The 18,702-nt window shown below is 70.4% G+C and carries 9 protein-coding genes; 6 read left to right on the plus strand and 3 right to left on the minus strand.

Going from position 1 to position 18,702, the window contains the following annotated elements; translation table 11 throughout:
• The 3 genes from ABIB42_RS20370 to ABIB42_RS20380 are packed head-to-tail and all read left to right on the plus strand — an operon-like array spanning position 1 to position 4,192.
• A complete protein-coding gene (locus ABIB42_RS20370; protein WP_429248899.1) occupies positions 1–951 on the plus strand; it encodes a hypothetical protein in 951 nt (316 codons plus the stop codon).
• Positions 948–2,495 (plus strand): sensor histidine kinase, encoded by a 1,548-nt coding sequence (locus tag ABIB42_RS20375; protein WP_219862107.1) that lies wholly within the window; start codon positions 948–950, stop codon positions 2,493–2,495. Before ABIB42_RS20370 ends, ABIB42_RS20375 begins: the two co-directional genes overlap by 4 nt.
• A 5-nt stretch (positions 2,496–2,500) precedes the next feature.
• Positions 2,501–4,192, plus strand: a complete 1,692-nt coding sequence (locus ABIB42_RS20380; protein WP_429248900.1) for a M14 family zinc carboxypeptidase — start codon at positions 2,501–2,503, stop codon at positions 4,190–4,192.
• Between the two features lie 79 nt (positions 4,193–4,271).
• Here ABIB42_RS20380 and ABIB42_RS20385 read toward each other — a convergent pair whose 3' ends face one another.
• From ABIB42_RS20385 to ABIB42_RS20395, 3 genes are all read right to left on the minus strand, one after another.
• Positions 4,272–6,080 carry a DUF885 domain-containing protein gene (locus ABIB42_RS20385; protein WP_071360770.1) on the minus strand — a complete coding sequence of 603 codons (1,809 nt, stop codon included), beginning with the start codon at positions 6,078–6,080 and terminating at the stop codon, positions 4,272–4,274.
• Between the two features lie 17 nt (positions 6,081–6,097).
• The gene (locus ABIB42_RS20390) at positions 6,098–7,234 is read right to left on the minus strand and encodes a branched-chain amino acid ABC transporter substrate-binding protein (RefSeq protein ID WP_219862112.1); all 1,137 of its coding nucleotides are present in this window, start codon (positions 7,232–7,234) and stop codon (positions 6,098–6,100) included.
• A gap of 109 nt (positions 7,235–7,343) precedes the next feature.
• Positions 7,344–7,829 carry an Lrp/AsnC family transcriptional regulator gene (locus ABIB42_RS20395; RefSeq protein ID WP_005663596.1) on the minus strand — a complete coding sequence of 162 codons (486 nt, stop codon included), beginning with the start codon at positions 7,827–7,829 and terminating at the stop codon, positions 7,344–7,346.
• A 152-nt stretch (positions 7,830–7,981) separates the two neighbouring features.
• Between ABIB42_RS20395 and ABIB42_RS20400 the strand changes: the two genes are divergently transcribed.
• The 3 genes from ABIB42_RS20400 to ABIB42_RS20410 all read left to right on the plus strand — a co-directional run bounded on the left by ABIB42_RS20400 (position 7,982) and on the right by ABIB42_RS20410 (position 18,696).
• Complete coding sequence (locus ABIB42_RS20400; protein ID WP_429248901.1) at positions 7,982–9,523, plus strand: aminotransferase class V-fold PLP-dependent enzyme; 1,542 nt, start codon at positions 7,982–7,984, stop codon at positions 9,521–9,523.
• A gap of 190 nt (positions 9,524–9,713) precedes the next feature.
• Complete coding sequence (locus ABIB42_RS20405; protein ID WP_429248902.1) at positions 9,714–17,816, plus strand: GH36-type glycosyl hydrolase domain-containing protein; 8,103 nt, start codon at positions 9,714–9,716, stop codon at positions 17,814–17,816.
• A 10-nt stretch (positions 17,817–17,826) separates the two neighbouring features.
• Positions 17,827–18,696, plus strand: a complete 870-nt coding sequence (locus tag ABIB42_RS20410) for a hypothetical protein (protein ID WP_005663592.1) — start codon at positions 17,827–17,829, stop codon at positions 18,694–18,696.
• Positions 18,697–18,702 lie beyond the last annotated feature (6 nt).

Raw genomic sequence — 18,702 nt, forward strand, 5'->3', positions numbered from 1 at the left:
ATGGCCATCCTCCCGCGCCGCATGCCCCACCAGCGCAGGCGCGCCCCCGCGCTGGCGCCGCTGCTGGCCCTTGCCTTCATGCTGGCGCTGTCGGCCGGCAGCGTCCACGCCGCCCAGCAGGCGGAGCGCGAACGCGAAGAAGCGCAGGGCTACCGCTTCCAGATCCTGACCGGCGACGACAGCGCCGTCACCCACCGCATCGCCGACGACCTGTACAAGCGCCTGGTGCCCACCTTCGCGGCCTTCCGCACCGAGCTGGCGCAGAAGCGCCGCATGTTGTACGTGGCGATCGGCCCGACCGCGCTGCGCGACGCGCTGTCGCGCCGCTGCGATTGCGTGGTGATCTCGGCCTATACCTCGAGCCAGGTGTGGCGTACGCTCACCGCGCGCCTGCCCAAGCCGCGCCGCATGGCCATGACCGCGATCTATGCCGAGCCGGCGCCGAACGACCAGATGCGCCTGGCCGAACTGCTGTACGGCCGCCCGGTGCGGGTCGGCGTGCTGCTCGGCCCCGACACCGCCTTCCTGAAGCCGGCGCTGCACGAGGCCACCGAGATCCAGATGTACGCGCCGGGCGACGACCTGAATCACACACTCAACAGCATGACGCGCGCCGAGACCCTGCTGGCGCTGCCCGACAGCGACATCTACAACGCCGAGAACGTGCGCAATATCCTGCTCTCGACCTACCGCCGCAAGCAGGGCGTGATCGGTTTCTCGGCCGACATGGTCAAGGTCGGCGCGCTGGCCACCACGTATTCCGAGATCGAGGAGATCAACGCCCAGGTGGCCGAGCTGGCCGCCGACTTCGTGCGCACCGGCGAACTCGATCCGCCGCAGTTCCCGCGCTACTTCCGCACCATCATCAACGAAGGGGTGGCCAGTTCGCTCGACCTGCGCGTGACCGACGCCGCCCGCAACTTCGCGCGGCGCGCGCCGGCCTTGCAATGAACCTGCGTTTCTGGCGCGGCTGGGGGGTCGGACGGCGCATGGCCGTCATCACCATGCTGCCCGTGATCCTGCTGTTCACCTCCTTCGTCTGGTATTCCTGGTATGCGCACCGCGCCCAGGTGGCCGAGGAGCTGGCCGAGCGCGGACGCATCCTGGCGCGCGCGCTGGCCGAGACGTCCGAATACAACGTCATCTCGGGCAACCTGTCCGACCTGCGCCTGACCATCAACGGCCTGGTGCAGTCCGACCGCAGCATCTACAAGGTCGACGTGATCGACGGCAGCGGACGCGCCGCGGTGCGCGTGGTGTCCGATTCGGCCAGCGACGCCCAGGCCCATTTCTACGAGGCGCCGATCCGCAAGCAGGTGGTGTGGATCAACCTGTTCTCGGACAACGGCACGCCGCACGTGTCGGCATCGAGCGACTCACGCCCGCCCACGCTCACCACCGAAGTCGTCGGCTGGGTGCGGGTGACGATGTCGCCGGCGAACATGATGGCCAAGCAGACCGACCGCTTCCAGATCGAGCTGTCGATGGCGGCGCTGGCGCTGGCCGCAAGCGGCATCCTGGCCTGGGTGCTGGCGCGCTCGCTGATCGTGCCGCTGCGCGAGGCGATCGGCACCTTGCGCCAGATCCGGGGCGGCAACTTCCGTGTGCATCCGCCGGTCACCACCGGCGGCGAGATCGGCGAGCTGCAGGCCTCGATCGGCGAGATGTCGCTGGCGCTGGAAGAATCCAAGCGCGACCTCGAGAACAAGGTGGCCGAGCGCACGCGCGACCTGCTGGCCTCGCGCAACGAGGCGCTGCGCGCCGACGCCGACAAGCGCAAGCTGATCCAGAAGGTCAACGAGATCATCGAGGACGAGCGCAAGAGCATCGCGGTCGAGATCCACGACGAGCTCAATGCTTCCCTGATCGCGGCGCGGCTGGAAGCGCAGTCGATCGGCCTGCTGGCGGCCAAGGCGCCGCCAGGGCCCGAAGTCGACGAGATCCGCCGCAAGTCCGAGGCCATCACCAAGCTGGCGCTCGACCTGTACGCCAACGGCCGGCGCCTGGTGCGCCGCCTGCGTCCCGAGGTGCTCGACATGCTGGGCCTGCACGGCGCGGTGGAAGAGATGGTGCGCCACTACGACACCACGTCCGGCTGCCGCTTCGACCTGCACAGCGAGGGCGACTTCGCGCGCCTGTCGAACGAGCTGGCGATTTCCGCCTACCGCATCGTGCAGGAAGCCCTGTCCAACGTGATGAAGCACGCCGCCGCGCGCTCGGCCCACGTCAGCCTGCTGCTGGACGAAGGCAAGGGCATGCTGCGCATCCGCGTGGTTGACGACGGCGCCGGCTTCGACACCGCCAGCGCCTCGGAAGGCATCGGCATCATCGGCATGCGCGAGCGCGCCTATGCGCTGCACGGCACGATCGAGGTGCGATCCAGCCCGGGCGAAGGCACCGACGTCGCGATCGCGCTGCCGCTCAACCTGCCGGCCCAGGCGCAAACCCCACCTGTGCCGGCGACGATTTCCGAAGCATCCACCTCACAACGATAAGATCCATGTCCACTGAATTGCTGACGCCCTACGAGAAGGGCAACCTGAACCAGACCACCACCTGGGGCGAATGCATCGCCTGGTACGAAGACCTCGCGCGCCGGTTCCCTGCGGTGCTGCGCTTCGAGAAAGTTGGCGTGTCGGATGCGGGCGTGCCGATCCATGCGGGCGTGGTCAGCAGCGACGGCGTGTTCGACGTCGATGCGATCAAGCGCGCCGGCCGTCCGGTCTTTTTTAACAACAACGGCATCCACCCGGGCGAGCCGGAAGGCGTCGACGGCTGCATGGCGATCGTGCGCGACTTCTGCGTCGAGCCTGGGCGTCTGAGTGCGCTGGGCAAGACCGTATTCCTGTTCGTCCCGCTGTACAACGTGGACGGCAGCTTCAACCGCGCCGACACCTCGCGCGTGAACCAGGACGGCCCGGAGCAGTTCGGCTTTCGCGGCAACAGCCGCCACCTCGACCTGAACCGCGACTTCGTCAAGTGCGACACCCTGACGGCGCGCACATTCAATCAACTGTTCATGCGCTGGGATCCGGACGTGATGGTCGACACCCACACCTCCAACGGCGCCGACTACAGCTACACGATGACCCTGATCCACACCCAGGCCGACAAGCTGGGCGGCGGCCTGGGCGAATTCCTGCGCGCCGAGATGCTGCCGGCGATGTATGCCGGCATGGATGCGCGCGGCTGGCCGACCTGCCCCTACGTGAACCCGGTCAAGGACAGCCCGGACCACGGCATCGCCGAATTCCTCGAGACGGCGCGCTTCTCGACCGGCTACGCGGCGCTGCACCACACGATCGGCTTCATGCCCGAGACGCACATGCTCAAGCCGTTCAAGGACCGCTACGAGTCGATGGTGGCGCTGGTCGAAGTGGCGCTCGAGTTCACCGTCAAGAACGCCGACCGCATCCAGGCGCTGCGCCGCGCGGCGCGCGAGGAAGGCCGCAAGCAAGACGCGTGGCCGGTGCGCTGGAAGATGGACGAAGCCAATCCGGCGAGCTTCCGCTTCAAGGGTTACGAGGCCAGGTACAAGAAGAGCGTCATCGGCGACTACACCCGCCTGTACTACGACCGCAGCAGCCCGTGGGAACGCGACATCGCTTATTACAACAGCTTCCCGGTCGATGTCGCGGTGCCGGCGCCGCAAGCCTATGTGGTGCCGCAGCAGTGGTGCGAGGCGATCGAGCGCCTGGAATGGAATGGCGTGCGCATGGAGCGCATCGAGGCGGATCGCCTGCAGGAAGTGACGTACTACCAGATTCAGTCGGTGACCTCGCGCCCGTCGGCCTACGAAGGCCATCTATTCCATGACGAGGTGGCGCTGGAGCGGCGCGTCGGCCAGGTCTTGCTGCGCGCCGGCGACTACATCGTGCCGCTGGACCAGGACCGGGCGCGCTACGCGGTCGAGACGCTCGAGCCGCTGGCCCACGACAGCTTCTTCCGCTGGGGCTTCTTCAACAGCGTGCTGGAGAAGAAGGAGCATTACTCGGATTATGTGTTCGAGGACGAGGCGGAGAAACTGCTGGCGGAGGAGCCCGAGCTGGCGGCGAAGTTCGCCGAGTGGAAGGCTGCCAATCCCGGCTTGTTGAGCAGCCAGGAAGCGGTGCTCGACTTCATCTACGCCAACTGCGCGCGTTATCGCGAGCCGGAGTGGAACCGCTATCCGGTCTTCATGATCATGCGCTAACTGCGGAATCGCGATCGCATCGCTGACACGTGAATCGCGTGGCGTGGACGGGTCTCCCGTCCACCCTACGGTCCGCGTCTTACTTCGACGCCGCGATCCAGCGATCGACCTTCGCCTCCAGCACCGCCAGCGGCAAGGTGCCTTCGTCCAGCACGACCTCGTGGAATTTCGGCAGGCTGAACTTGTCGCCCAGCGCCGCCTGCGCACGCTGGCGCAGTTCCATGATCTTCAGCGAACCGATCTTGTACGCCAGCGCCTGGCCCGGCATCACCATATAGCGCTCGATCTGGGCGCGCGCTTCCAGCTCCGAGTAACCCAGCGTGTCGCGGAAATACTTGATCGCCTGGTCGCGGCTCCAGCCCTTGCTGTGCATGCCGGTGTCGACCACCAGGCGCGCGGCGCGCAGCATCTCGTCGTTCAGGTGGCCGAAATAGTCTTCCGGTTTCTCGAACAGGCCCATCTCCTTGCCCAGGGTCTCGGCATACAGCGCCCAGCCTTCGGTGAAGGCGGTGTTGCCGCCGAACTTGCGGAAGTTCGGCAGGCCCAGTTCCTGCAGCAGGGCGATGTGGAAGTGGTGGCCCGGCTGGCCTTCGTGCAGGTACAGGGTGACCATGCCGGTGCGGCCGTACTTGGTCGGGTCGTTCACGACCGACCAGAACACGCCCGGACGCGAGCCGTCCGCCGCCGGCGCCGAATAATGGTCCGATGCGGTCTCGCGCGTCAGTTCCGGCTCCAGCCGCACTTCCAGCGGCGCCTTCGGCATCAGGGTGAACAGGGCCGGCAGCTTGGCGCGCACTTGCGTGTCCAGCTTCTGGAACACCTCGATCACCTGCTGGTCCGTGGTGAACGGCTTGTACTTCGGTTGCTCGGACACCCACTTCGGCAGGCCGGCGGCCGGGCCGTCGTAGCCCATCTTCGGCCCGATCTTGCCGTATTCGCCCTGGATGCGCGCCACTTCCTTCAGGCCGATCGCGTGGATCTGCTCGGGCGTCATGGCGGTGGTGGTCATCGCCGCCACGCGCGCCTTGTACCACTCGGCGCCGTTCGGCAGCGCGTTCCAGCCGGCCGTGGTGCGGGTCTTCGGCAGGTAGTCCTTCTCGACATAGCTGGCCAGGCGATCCAGGGCCGGATTGAGCTTGCCGATCGTCGTGCGATAGGCGTCAAGCAGGTTGCGCTTGTCGGCGGCCGAGAAGCCTTCCGGCAGCTTCTTGATCGGGGTGTAGAAGATGCTGGCTTCCGCGCTCTTGGCCTGCAGCTGCTTGAGCTGCGGCAGCAGCGACTGGATCGGCTGGCGCGGATGCACGATGCCGCGCTTGACGCCTTCGCGCATGTTCGCGATCGACTGGTCGATGTAGGCGACCATCTGGTCGAGGCGGTTCAGGTAATTGCGATAGTCCTTCGGCGTGGCGAACGGCTGCGCGCCTTCGCCGCCGGCGTAGTTCGCGATGAAGGCCGGCATATTGAACATCTGGTCCATCGGCAGCAGGTGCTCGGGGAAGGCGCCCAGGCGCAGCGCGGTCTCGAGCTCGAACTTGACGATGTCGTAGCTGGCCTGCTCGTGCGCATTCAGGCGCTCGCGCGGGATCGATGCCAGGCGCTTCAGGTAGCCGCGGTACAGCGCAAACTGCGCGTCGCGGTTCTTCGGCGCGATCGACAGGCCGAGCTGGTCGAAGAAGCGGCCGTCGCCGCTCTCGGTCGCCCACACCGGCTCGAAGCGGGCATAGGCCTCGTAGTATTCGTCGACCAGCTTGTTGATCGCCTTGCCGGCTTCGGTCGTGGCGACCTTCTGCTTGGCGGGCGCGGTGTCGGGCGCCGGCGCGGCCTGGACGGATGCGCAGGCGAGCAGGGCGCCAATCGCCAGCGCGCCGAGCCTGAAGTTCTCTCTCATTTTTTTTCCTTGTTGGGTCAGTAGCTGGCCAGTGGCGTCAACGCGCCGTTCTTGAAGGTGTACACCGTCACCGCCGTCTTCTTGAGGTTGCCCTTGGCGTCGTAGCCGTAAGCGCCGACCACGCCCTGGTAGCTGATCGCGTGCATCGCGGCGCCGACCTGCCTGGCGTCGACCGACTTCGCCTGCTGGATCGCCTGGGCGATGAACCTGGTCTGGTCGTAGAACGACGGCGCGTAGACGTCCGGATCGCGGCCGAAGCGCTTCTTGTAGCTGGCCAGGAAGGCCGGGCCGCCCGGCTGCTTGGCGACGATGGCGCCGGCCTGCGCGCAGCGCACGTTCTCGCCGACCGCCTCGCCGCCCAGCCGGGCCATCTCTGGGCTGCACAGGGTGTCGCCGCCAAGCAGCGGCACGTTCAGGCCCAACTGCTTCATCTGGCGCGCCATCGGGGCGCCTTGCGGGGCGTAGCCGCCGAAGAAGATCGCGTCCACCTTCTTGGCGCGCAGCGAGGTCAGGATGGCGGCGAAGTCGCTCGCCTTGTCGTTGGTGAATTCGTGGCCCGCGACCTTGATGCCGGCCTTTTGCGCTTGGCGCTTGAACTCCATCGCGATGCCCTGGCCGAACGCGGTGCGGTCGTCGATCACGCCGACGTTCTTGACCTTGAGCTCCTTGGCGGCATAGCCGGCGACCGAGGCGCCCACCTGGGTGTCGCTGGCCACGATGCGGAACACCGTCGGGTAGCCGGCGGCCGTGATCTTGGGATTGGTGCCGACGGTCGACATCAGGATGCCGTTGTCGTTGTAGACGCGCGAAGCGGGAATCGCCACGCCCGAGTTGTACGGGCCGAGCACGTACTTGACGCCGGAATCGGCGAATTTCTGGGCCACCGTCACGCCCTGTTTCGGGTCGCCCGCATCGTCTTCGGACTGCAGCACGAAGCGCAGCACATTGCCGCCCACCTGGATCTTCTGCGCGTTGAGTTCCTCGATGGCGAGGCGCACGCCGTTCTCATTGTCCTTGCCGGCGAAGGCGTTGGAACCCGACAGCGGGCCGCTCACGCCGATCTTCACGATTTGCTCCGCGGCGGTTGCCTGAGTGCCGATCAACGCTATTAACGCCGCCAGCGCCAGCGGCGCCATCCTAATTTTCGATCGCATTCCCTTGGTCTCCGTTGATGTCAACGGCCGCCATCATCGCACGATTCGCACGGCCGGCGAAAGCGTTAAGCGACAGCGTAAAGACCCGGCGTAAGGATTCGGAGCGACCTCAGGCCGGCACGCCGTGCGAGATCAGCTCGAGCGGCAGGGCGGTGGTCGACTTGATCTGTTCCATCGAAAACGCGGACGACACGCCGGTCAGGCGCGCGGCCTTGATCAGCTTTTTATAGAAGCGGTCGTAGCCGGCGATGTCGGTGGTGACGACCTTGAGCAGGTAGTCGACGTCGCCGCTCATGCGATGGAATTCCAGCACTTCGGGCAGGGCGACCACGGCGGCGGCGAAGCGCGCCAGCCATTTCTCGTCGTGCTCGGTGGTCTTGATGCTGACGAACACGGTGACCGGCAGGCCGACCTTTTCGCGGTTGACGATGCTGACGCGGCTTTCGATATAGCCTTCTTCTTCGAGGCGCTTGACGCGTTTCCAGCAGGGCGTGCTGGAAAGGCCGACCTTTTCGCTCAGACCCGAGATGGAAAGGGTTGCATCCGCCTGCAAGGCGGCGAGAATCGCACAATCAAACTTGTCGAGTGAGTTCATATTCCGTAAAGCGTGTTTATAAGAATAATTATTCTATTAACAGCCCACAAATCGAGAAATTTGGGACGTTTCGATTGGCGTAATTCCGTACCATATTACTGGACAATAACGTGTTGTGCGACACCTTTTTTTATGTCTTTGGCAGCTAATCCATGATCACCGAAATCTACCTCGACGCCAACGCGACTTCGCCGGTGCTGCCTGCCGCCGCCGCTGCCGCCATGGCCGCGCTGCAGGAGTGCTTCGGTAATCCGAGCAGCAGCCATGCGAGCGGCCTGCGCGCCCGGGCGCTGCGCGAGGGCGCGCGCGCCTGCGCACGGCGGGTGCTGGGCGCCCCGAACGGACGGCTGATGTTCAACAGCGGCGCCACCGAAGGCATCCAGACCGCGGCGCTGTCGGCGCTGTGCGCGGTGCGCGAACGGCGCGCGCGCGGCGAAGCATGCGGGGACGTGGTGCTGATTGGCGCCACCGAGCACAAGGCGGTGTCCGAAAGCCTGGCGCACTGGAACCGGCTGCTGGGCACGGGCCTCGAACTGCGCGTGCTGCCGGTCGACGCCGACGGCCGCCATCGCCTGGACGTGCTGCGCGCGCTGGCGCCGCGCCTCGCCTTTGTCTGCACCATGGCCGCCAACAACGAGACCGGCGTGGTGTCCGACCTGGACGGCATCGCGGCGGCGCTGATCGAAACGGCCAGCCCGGCGCTGTGGATGGTCGACTGCGTGCAGGCGCTCGGCAAGCTGCCCTTGAACCTGGGCGCCAGCCGCATCGACTACGCGCCGTTCTCGGGCCACAAGCTGCATGCGCCGAAGGGCATCGGCATGCTGTACGTGCGCGAAGGCGCGCCGTTCACGCCGCTGATCTGCGGCGGCGGCCAGGAAGACAATGGGCGCTCGGGCACCGAGAACATGGCCGGCATCGCGGCGCTGGGCGCGGTGCTGGAAGCGCTGGAGCGCGGCGACACCTTCCATGCCGCCGAGGCGCTGCAAGCCTGCCGCGCGCGCCTGGCCGAGGCCTTGACCCGCGCCTTTCCCGGCATCGTGTTCAACGCGCCGCTGGCGCACACCTTGCCGACCACGCTCAATTTCTCGATCCCGGGCGTCGCCAGCGCCGAGTTGCTCGACCTGTTCGATGCCGCCGGCATGCGCGTCAGCGCCGGCTCGGCCTGCGCCGCGTCGAAGGCGGCGCCGAGCCATGTGCTCGACGCGATGGGCTTGCCGGCTTGGCGCAGCGCGTCGGCGGTGCGCCTGTCGATCGGGCCGCTGCTGGACGACGCCGTGCTGGCGCTGGCCTGCGAACGGATCGCGCGCTGCGGGGCGGCGCTGGCAATGCCGCCGGCGCCGGCGGCGGCGCCCGATGCGCCGCCGCCTGACGCCGCGCTGGACGCGGGCATGGAGCTCGACGCCGTCGCGGCCCGCGGCTGGCTGGCGGCCCATCCCGACGCCATCGTGGTCGACGTGCGCGATGCGCGCGAGCACTGCGTCGCCGGCCAGGTGGAACTGCATGGCCGCACGGCGCTCAACGTGCCGCTGGCGAGCGTGAAGGAACATGCCGCCGCCTGGCTGGGCGCCGAGGCCCGTCCCTTGCTGTTCGTGTGCCGCAGCGGCGCCCGCAGCGCCCGCGCCGCGCGCACCCTGCGCGCGCTGGGCCATCCGCGCGCCTGCTCGCTGGCCGGCGGTTTCGCGCTCGCCGTCTGATGATTCCCCGGCCGCCTGCCGGCTCGGCAGGCGGTGTGTACGCCAGCGCACGGTAACTTTTCGTACCTTTCCCTAGCATGGAGTCAGCCGTGCGCGCCCAGCATCGTTTGTCTGGTTTCTTGCCCTGATTACCTTAGGGTGTCCCGTCCTCCGGCGGTCCGCCGCGCACGCCTCCGTCCCGAGGTTCCCGTTGAAAGTTGAGAACGACAAGATGCCCGCGGGGCAGCATGCGCCACATGGCGCCGCCGCCGCCGCCTCCGTGCCGCTGCTGGCCGCGAATGCGGAGGGCATCGTTCGTTCCTGCGAAACGCTCGACCGCGCCATGCGCGCCGGGATCGACCTGCCTCCCGCCGGCGCGCGCCTGCTCGACGGCTACCACCTGCTCGACACCCAGCTGCGGCTGGCGCGCGCGCAATCGCGGCAGATCGCCGCCCAGGACGGCGCCGCGCGCGCCTGGGGCCTGGCGCTCGATACGGTGGCGCGCGCCGATGGCGTCGTCGACATCGAAGAACTGGCGCGCGTCCTCACCGCGGGCCAGGAACACGCGCCGTTGCGCGTCGCAGAACTCGATGCGCTGCCCGCGCTGCTGCGTCTCGCGCTGATCGACCGGCTGGCCGCGCTGGCCGCGCGCACCGCGCATGCCTGCGCCGGCCGCGAGCGCGCCGCCGCCTGGGCCGCGCGCTTCCTCGACACCGCCGAGGCCCGCCCGGGCGACCTGGTGCTGCTGTTCGCCGACATGGCGCGCAGCGCAGACGCGGACAACGGCGCTTTCATCGTCGAACTGGCGCGCCGCCTGCAGGGCCGCGGCGCGCCGCTGGCCCAGGTACTGGACTGGATCGATGCGCGCCTGGCCGATGGCCAGGGCAGCATCGCCGGGCTGACGCAGGACGAGAGGAGCAGCCAGGCGCAGGACGCCGTCGCCGCCGGCAACGCCCTGGCCAGCCTGCGCGCGCTGGGCGGCGTCGACTGGCGCGCCTTCGCCGAGCGCCTGGGCGTGGTCGACGCGCTGCTGCGCGACGATCCTGACGGCAGTTATGCGCGCATGGACGGCGCCACGCGCGACCGCTACCGCCACACGGTCGCGCGCCTGGCGCATTCCCTCGGCGTGAGCGAAGCCGCGGTGGCGCAAGAAGCGATCGCGCTGGCCGGCGTCCATCGCGCGCCGGGCGAGGGCGGGCTCGATATGCGCATCCGCCACGTGGGCCACTACCTGGCCGGCCCTGGCCTGGCGACGCTCGAGGCCAGGCTGCGCGGACGGCGCGGATGGGCGCCGCGCGTTCGCGCCGCATTGCAGGGCGCTTCCCCCGGCATGCAGACGGGCGCCACGGCGGCGCTGGCCCTGCTGTTCACGGGCGCGGGCCTGGTCCATGCCTGGCAGGGCGGGGCCGGGTCGCTGCTGCTGGTCCTGATGGGCATCCTGGCGCTGCCGGTTGCCGGCGCCCTGGCGCGCACCCTGATGGGCATGGCCGGGCGCTGGCTGGTCCGGCCCCAGGCCACGCCGCGCATCGATGTGGCGGCCGGCATTCCTGACGATGCACGCACGCTGGTGGCCGTGTCGGCGCAGCCGGCCGACGCCGCGCAGCTCGCGGCGCTGTGCGAAGACCTCGAAGTGCGCTACCTCGGCAACCGCGATCCGCGCCTGCGCTTCTGCCTGCTGCTCGACCTGCCCGACGCGCCTGAAGCGACGCTGCCTCTGGACGCCGCCCTGTTGGCCCAGGCGGGCGCCGCGATCGAGGCGCTCAACCGCAAGCACGGCGGCGAACGAGACGGCCCCTTCATGCTGCTGGCGCGTGCGCGCGCCTGGAGCGAAGACCAGCAGGCCTGGATCGGCCGCGAACGGCGGCGCGGCCAGCTGACCGACCTGAATGCCTGGCTGTGCGGCATGCGCGACCGCTTCGCGCACGCGGCCGGCAATCTCGGCGCCGCGGCCGAGATGCGCTATGTGATCGCGCTCGACGCCGATACCGGCCTGCCGCGCGACGCCGCGCGCGGCCTGGTGGCGGCGATGGCGCACCCGCTGCACCGGGCGCTGCAGGACGAAGCGGGGCGGGTGCTGGAAGGCCATGCCATGCTGCTGCCGCAAATCACGACCGCCTTGCCGGGCCGGGACGCCGTGCGCTACCAGCGCCTGTGGCCCGACGGTGGCCACGGCTGGGCCGCGATCTATGACGTCGATGCCTGGCGCCGCGCGATGGGTCTCGAGCTGCGCGACGAGGGGCGGGCGCAACCCGGCGCGGTCGAGGAAGACCGCCTGCGCGCCGCGCGCGTGAGCGACCTGCGGCTGGATGCCGCGCATCCGGGCAGTTATGGCGAACACGCGCTGCGCCGCCATCGCGCCTTGCGCGCCGCCTGGCAGGAAGCGCGCCGCCTCGGGCGCGGCGCCGAGCGCCTGCGCGCCGCGCGGGTGCGCCGGCGCCTGTTCGACGCATTGGCCGGGAGCCTAGCCGCGCCGGCGTCGATCGCGCTGCTCGTGTTGTGCTGGAGCCTGCTGGCCGCGCCCGTGTTCTGGACCGTGGCCATCCTGGCGCCGCTCTGGCTGCCGGCGCTGCTCGACATGCTGGCCACGCTGGCCGGCCGCGCGGTCGACGCGCCGCTGCGCCAGCACCTGGACGCCTGGACGCGCGGCGCGCGCGCGGCCCTGGTGCGCGCCGCGCTGGCGCTAGCCTTCCTGCCGCACCGGGCCTGGCTTGACGCCGACGCGGTCGTGCGCGGCCTGTGGCGGCGCGACGTGAGCCGCCGCAAGCTGCTCGAGCTGCGTCCTCCAGCGCTGGCGCGACCAAGCAGCGCGCTGGAGAACAACTGGCGCACGATGTGGTTCGCGCCGTTGCTGGCGGTCGGCGTCGCGGTGCTCCTGACCTTCGCCAACCCCTACGCCCTGTTCGCGACCGCGCCGCTGCTGCTGGTGTGGTTCCTGTCGCCGGTGCTGGCCTGGTGGGTCAGCCAGCCGGCGCGGCGCGGCATGCGCCTGGCGAAGGGGCAGACGCTGTTCCTGCGCACGCTGGCGCGCCGCAGCTGGGCCTTCTTCGAACAGCACGGCGCGGGCCGGCACGGCCTGGCGCCGGAAGCCGTGTTCGACCATTCCGAACCGACCGTCGACGAGCGCGTGTCGCCCGCCGGCATGGGCGCGACCCTGCTGGCGACCCTGAGCGCGCGCGACTTCGGCTATCTGCCGCTGGGCGGCCTGCTCGCGCGCAGCGAGCAGGCGTTGGCGTCGATGGCCTTGCTGGAGCGCTGGCATGGCCACCCCTTCCAATGGTATGACGGCGTCACGCTCGCTCCGCTCGAACCGGCCCGTGTCGACACCGCGGCCAGCGGGGGCCTGGCGCTGGCGCTGCGCACCTTCGCCGCCGGCCTCGATGAAGTGCCGGACCGGCCGATCGTTGACGCCGCCGCGCTGGACGGCATCCGCGTCACGCTATTGGTGGTGCGCGAGCATGCGCCGCCCGGCCTGCTGCCGGCGCTGGACGCGCTGGGCGACGCGCTGGCGCCGGGCCGCTGCCGCGCCACCGATACCCTGCCGGGCCTGGCCGACTGCCTGCGCACGGTCGCGGCCAGGGCGGCCGAGCTGGACGCCGGCCTGCCGGAAAAAGCAAACCCCGCCGACCCCGCGCTGCGCGCCTGGACGGCGCGCCTGGCGCGGCAATGCGCGGCGCAGCTGGACGACCTGCATGCGCTCACGCCCTGGACCCGCGCGGCGCAGGAATACGTGCTCGATGCCGGCCTGACCCGCATCCCGACCTTGCGCGAGCTGGCCGCGCTCGAACCGCCAGGCGACAACGAGGGCCTGGCCCAGCTGGTCGCACAGGGGCGCGACTGCGCGCGCGAACGCATGGAGAGCATCGCGCGCCTGGCCGCGCAGGCGCGGGACGCGGCGCGCGTGGATTTCGGCGCGCTGGTCGACCCGTCCACCGGCCTGCTGGCCACGGGCTGTCAAGTGCGCGAGGGACGCGGGGGGCGCCTGGACGGCGACAGCTGCGACCTGCTGGCGTCCGAGGCGCGCATGGCCAGCTTCGCCGCCGTCGCCCAGGACCAGCTGCCGCAGCAGCACTGGTGGTCGCTCGGCCGTCCCTTGCGCATGACGGGGGCAGGCGCGCTGCTGCTGTCGCGCGCGGGCGCGCTGGCGGACTATCTGGCGCCGCAGCTCGTGATGCCGTCGTGGCGCGACACCTTGCTGGACGACGCCGGCCGGGCTGTGGCGCGCCTGCAGGTGGCCCACGCCAAGGGCCGCGGGCTGCTGTGGGGCTATACGGAATCGGGCTGCAACGCGGTCGACGCGGCGGCGCGCTACCGCATCGGGCGCTTCGGCATCGACGCCGCGGCCCTGCGGCGGAGGGCGGCCGACGACCTGGTCGCCGCGCCCCATGGCGTGGCGCTGGCGCTCAGCGCGGCGCCGGCGCTGGCGGCGGCCAACCTGCGCCGCATGGCGGAGCAAGGCCTGCTGGGCGAGACCGGCTTCCACGAGGCGCTCGATTATGCGCCAGCGCGCCTGCCGCAAGGCGAACGCCAGGCGGTGGTGCGGGCCCAGCTCGCGCGCCACCAGGCCACGATCCTGCTGGCGCTGGCGCGCCACCTGCAGGGCGAACCGATGCAGCGCCGCTTCGCGCGCGATCCCGAACTGCGCGCCGCGCTCGGCCTGCTGCAAGAGGCGGCGCCGGCGGCCGGCGCCGAGCCGCCCCTGCGCATCGATGCCGGCGTGGCGCTCGACGGCGTCGCGGCGGCCCGCCCCTACGCGCGCGTGCTCCAGCCGGACGCTTCGCCGCTGCCGGAAGTCCAGCTGCTGTCGAACGGCCGCTATCACGTGGTCGTCGACAGCGCGGGCGCCGGCGCCAGCTGCTGGGAGGGAACCGTACTGACGCGAGTAGGGGCCGGCGAGAGCGGCCCGGCGCTTCACGTGCGCGACACGGCATCCGGCGCCACCTGGGCCAACGTCCTGCTGCCCGGCGCGCCGGCGCCCGACGAGGTCGAGGCGGTGCTGGCCGAAGGGCGGGCCAGCCTGCGCCGCATGGACCACGGCATCGAGATGCGCACTGACGCGGTGGTGGCCCCGGGCGACGACGTCGAGCTGCGCCGCATCCGCATCGTCAATCGCGCGTCTGAGACGCTCACCCTGGAGCTGACCGGCTGCGTGGCGCTGGCCGGGCCGCCGCTGGAAGAAGGCGGCCGCAGCAGCATCCGCATCGAGTTCGACGCGAGCGCCGACAGCCTGCTGTGCTTGACCGCACCAAGCGCGCCCGTGCTCGTGCATCGCATGACGGTGCGCGAGACGGCGGGGCAGCCGAGCGTGGAAACGAATCGCGCGCGCTTCATCGGGCGCGGCCATGAGCTGTGCCGGCCGCAGGCGGTGAGCCAGGGCGGCGCGCTGCCCGGCCTGGACCCGGAGCCCGACGAGGCGCTGCTGGCGCTGCGGCGCAGCGTGACCCTGGCGCCGCAGCAGGAGATCACGGTCGACCTGGTGCTCGGCGCCGCCTCCAGCCGCGCGCTGGCGCGCGAGCTGGCGGCGCGCTATGGGGTCGCTCACGAGGTCGACCACGCGATCGAGGCCGCCTGGACCCTGGCCCAGGCCGAGCTGCGCCGCGCCGAGATCGGCGAAGCCGACGCCCAGCTGATCAACCGCCTGGCCGGCTGCCTGCTGCAGCCCGCGCCGGCGCTGCGCGCCGATCCCGCCGTCATCGCGCGCAATCTGCGCGGGCGGGCCGACTTGCAGGCGTATGGCGTCACGGGCGACTTGCCGCTGCTGTTGCTGCAACTGGGCGAGGGGCCGGACACCGGCCTCGCGCGCCAGCTGCTGCAGGCCCACGGTTATTGGCGCGGCCACGGCCTGGCGGTCGACTTGCTGGTCCTGTGCGACAGCCGCGCGGCGCGCGAAGCCCTGATGCACCTGGCGGCGCCGCTGGTCGATCCGTCCAGCTTCGACCAGCCCGGCGGACTGCACCTGCACCTGAAGGAAGACGTGCCGCATGAAGACCGCATCCTGCTGCGCTCCGCCGCCAGCGTGCTGCTCTCCGGGGAGCGCGGCGACCTGGCCGACCAGCTGCGCCGCGCCGAGCGCGCGGGCAGCGCGGCGGCGGCGCCGTTCGTCGCCGCCACGCCGGCGCAGGCATGGACCGCGGCGAATCCGCCTTCGCCCGCGACCGAGGCCTTGCCGGACGGCCGCGAGGTCGTGGTGCGCAGCGGCGCCGGCATCGCCGCGCCTGCGGCGCCGTGGATCAACCTGCTGGCCAACGACGCCTTCGGCAGCATCGTCTCGGAGCGCGGCCATGCCGTCAGCTGGAGCGGCGAGCGCGCCACGCGCCTGACCGCAGGGGGAGAAGACGAAGTCGCGCCGCAGGGCGGCGAAGCCTTTTACCTGCGCGACGAGGACAGTGGCGACGTCTGGTCGCCGACGCCGTGGCCGGCGCCGTCATCAGAGACGTACACGACGCGCCATGGCATCGGCTACAGCGTGTTCGAACACCTTGTCCACGGCATCCATTCCGAGCTGCGCTGCTTCGTGGCCCAGGACGCGCCGCTCAAGTACAGCGTGCTGCGCCTGCGCAACGACAGCGATGCGCCGCGCCGCCTGAACGCGACGGGGTATGTGGAGTGGCTGCTGGACGAGCGCCACGCGCCGCCCGGTCTGCAGGTGGTGACCGGACGCGATCTCGCCAGCGGCGCGCTGTTGGCGCGCAACGTCTTCGGCGCGGGTTTCCATGACAAGGTCGCGTTCTTCCACGTCGACGCCGAGCAGGTCGCCGTGACCTGCGACCGCCAGGAATTCATCGGCCGTTCCGGGGCCATCGCACGCCCGGCGGCGTTGGGGCGCGCCGGGTTGTCGGGCATTGCCGGCGCCGGTTTCGACCCGTGCGCCGCGTTGCAGGTCGGCGTCACGTTGGCGCCGGGCGCCGAGTGCGAACTGGTCTTCGTGCTCGGCGTGGCCGGTCCCGGGAGCCTGGACGCCAGCGCGGTCGTGCAGCGCCATGGCACGGCGCAGGCCGCCGCCGCCGCATGGCAGCGCCTGCGCGACTGGTGGGATGGCACGCTCGGCGCCCTCACCGTGCACACGCCCGACCCCGGGTTCGACCTGCGCGTCAACGCCTGGCTGCCCTGGCAGGCGATCGGCGCCATGATGGGCGAGCGCGATCCGGCGCTGCGCCTGCAGTCGGCCCTGGCCTGCGTCCACGCCCGCCCCGAACTGCTGCGCGAGGCCTTGCTGCGCGCCGCGCCCGCGTTCACGACGGGGGCCCATGTCGAGGACTTCCTGTGGCTGCCCTATGCGCTGACGCGCTATCTCGCAGTGACGGACGACCATGCGCTGCTGGCCGTGCGCCTGTCGGAACGTGACGATCTGTACCAGCACTGCGTGCACGGCCTGCGCGGTTGCCTGCGCTTCGGGCCGCGCGGCCTGCCGCCGGCGGCGGGGCGCCTGCATGAGGAAGGGGTGGCCGGTCGCGTCGAGAGCGTGCGCCTGGGCTTCTTCATGGTGGCCGTGCTGCAGCGCTTCGCCGAGGTGGCCGACCGGCGCGGCGACTTCGGTTTCGCCACCACCTGCCGCGGCGCGGCGCTGGCGCTGGGCGCGCAGTGCGAGGAGCACGGCTGGGACGGCGACTGGTACCGCTGGACCTGGCTGGACAGCAGCACAGCCCTCGGCTCGATCGCCAATGCGGCCTGCCGCGTCGAGCTGTCGACCCAGTGCTGGGCGCTGGAGGCCGGGGCGGCGCAAGGCCCGCAGGCGCTGCGCGCGGCGGTGCGGCGCCTGCGCACGGGCGGCGCTCTGCCGCGCTGCGATCCGCCGGTGGATGGCGAATGGAGCGAACGGGTGCCGTCGAGCCCAGGCCAGGACCACCGCGCCACCGCCTGGGCCGCGGCCGGACTCGCACGGCTGGGCGACGCCGGCCACGCATGGCAGCTGGCGCGCATGCTCGACCCGACGGCGCATGACGACGGACCGCCTTACCTGATGAGCGGCGGCCTGCGCACGATCGCCCCGCATGCCGGCCGCGCCATCGGCGGTGTCGCTACTCCTGCGGCGGCGTGGACCTGGTTGCTGTTCGTCGAAGCGCTGCTGGGCCTGGAGCGCCACGGCGATGCGCTGACATTGAGGCCGCGCCTGGCGCCGGGCTGGGAGGGCTTCGGCCTGCGCTACCGTCATCGCGGCGCCTTCTACGAGATCACGGTGCGCGCCACCGAAGGACCCGAAGAAATGCTGCTGGACGGCCAACCCTGTCCGGATTGGACCATCATGCTGCGCGACGACCGGCGTGACCACAAGGTAGAATTGCGGGTTGCGCGCGACCCGAGAGCGCCCGAAGCATAGGATCAAGATCATGAACATCATCACCCGCGCCCTCGGCTGCGGCGCCTGCCTGCTGGCCGCGGGGTTCGCGGCCGGTCCGGCACAGGCGCTCGACTGGAGCGACACCGCCATCAGCTGGCGCTACGGCAGCCGCTTCGCCGAGCCCTTCAATCCGGAACACATCGACAAGCACGTCCTGGCGCTGACCCACGCCAGCGGCTACAAGTACGGCAGCAACTACTTCAACCTGGATTGGCTCAAGTCCGACCGCAACGATCCGCGCTCGCTCGGCGGCAGTTCCGGCGCCGAGGAAGCCTACCTGCTGTATCGCCACACGCTCGACATCGGCGCGCTGAGCGGGCGCGAGCTGCGCTTCGGGAAGGTGAAGGGCGTCGGGCTCACCGCCGGCTTCGACCTGAACACCAAGCGCGACGTCGGCTACAACTCGCGCAAGCGCATGCTGGTGGTCGGGCCGACCCTGATGTGGGACGTGCCGGGCTTCCTCAGCACCAGCATCCTCCTGATCCGCGAAAGCAATGCGCCGAGCGGCGCCTTCGCCCCGATCTCCGACGTGCGCGGGCGCTACAAGTACGAGAACCACCCGATGCTCAACGTCAGCTGGGGCATTCCGCTGAACGAACGCTGGGCCTTCGAGGGCTATGCCAACTTCATCGCCGAGAAGGGGCTGGACGAAACCGGCAACCCGACCGGGGCCGAAACCAATATCGACATGCAGCTGATGTACGACGTCGGCGCCCACTTCGGCCAGAAGAAGAACCGCTTCCGTGTCGGCGTCGAATACCAGTTCTGGAACAACAAGTTCGGCAATACCCGCGCCACGACGGGCGGGCGCGGACAGCGCGCCAGCACGCCGATGATCCGCGCCGAGTATCACTTCTGACGTCTC

This window comes from Massilia sp. UYP32 (genome assembly GCF_050434365.1).
GTDB lineage: Bacteria > Pseudomonadota > Gammaproteobacteria > Burkholderiales > Burkholderiaceae_D > Telluria > Telluria timonae.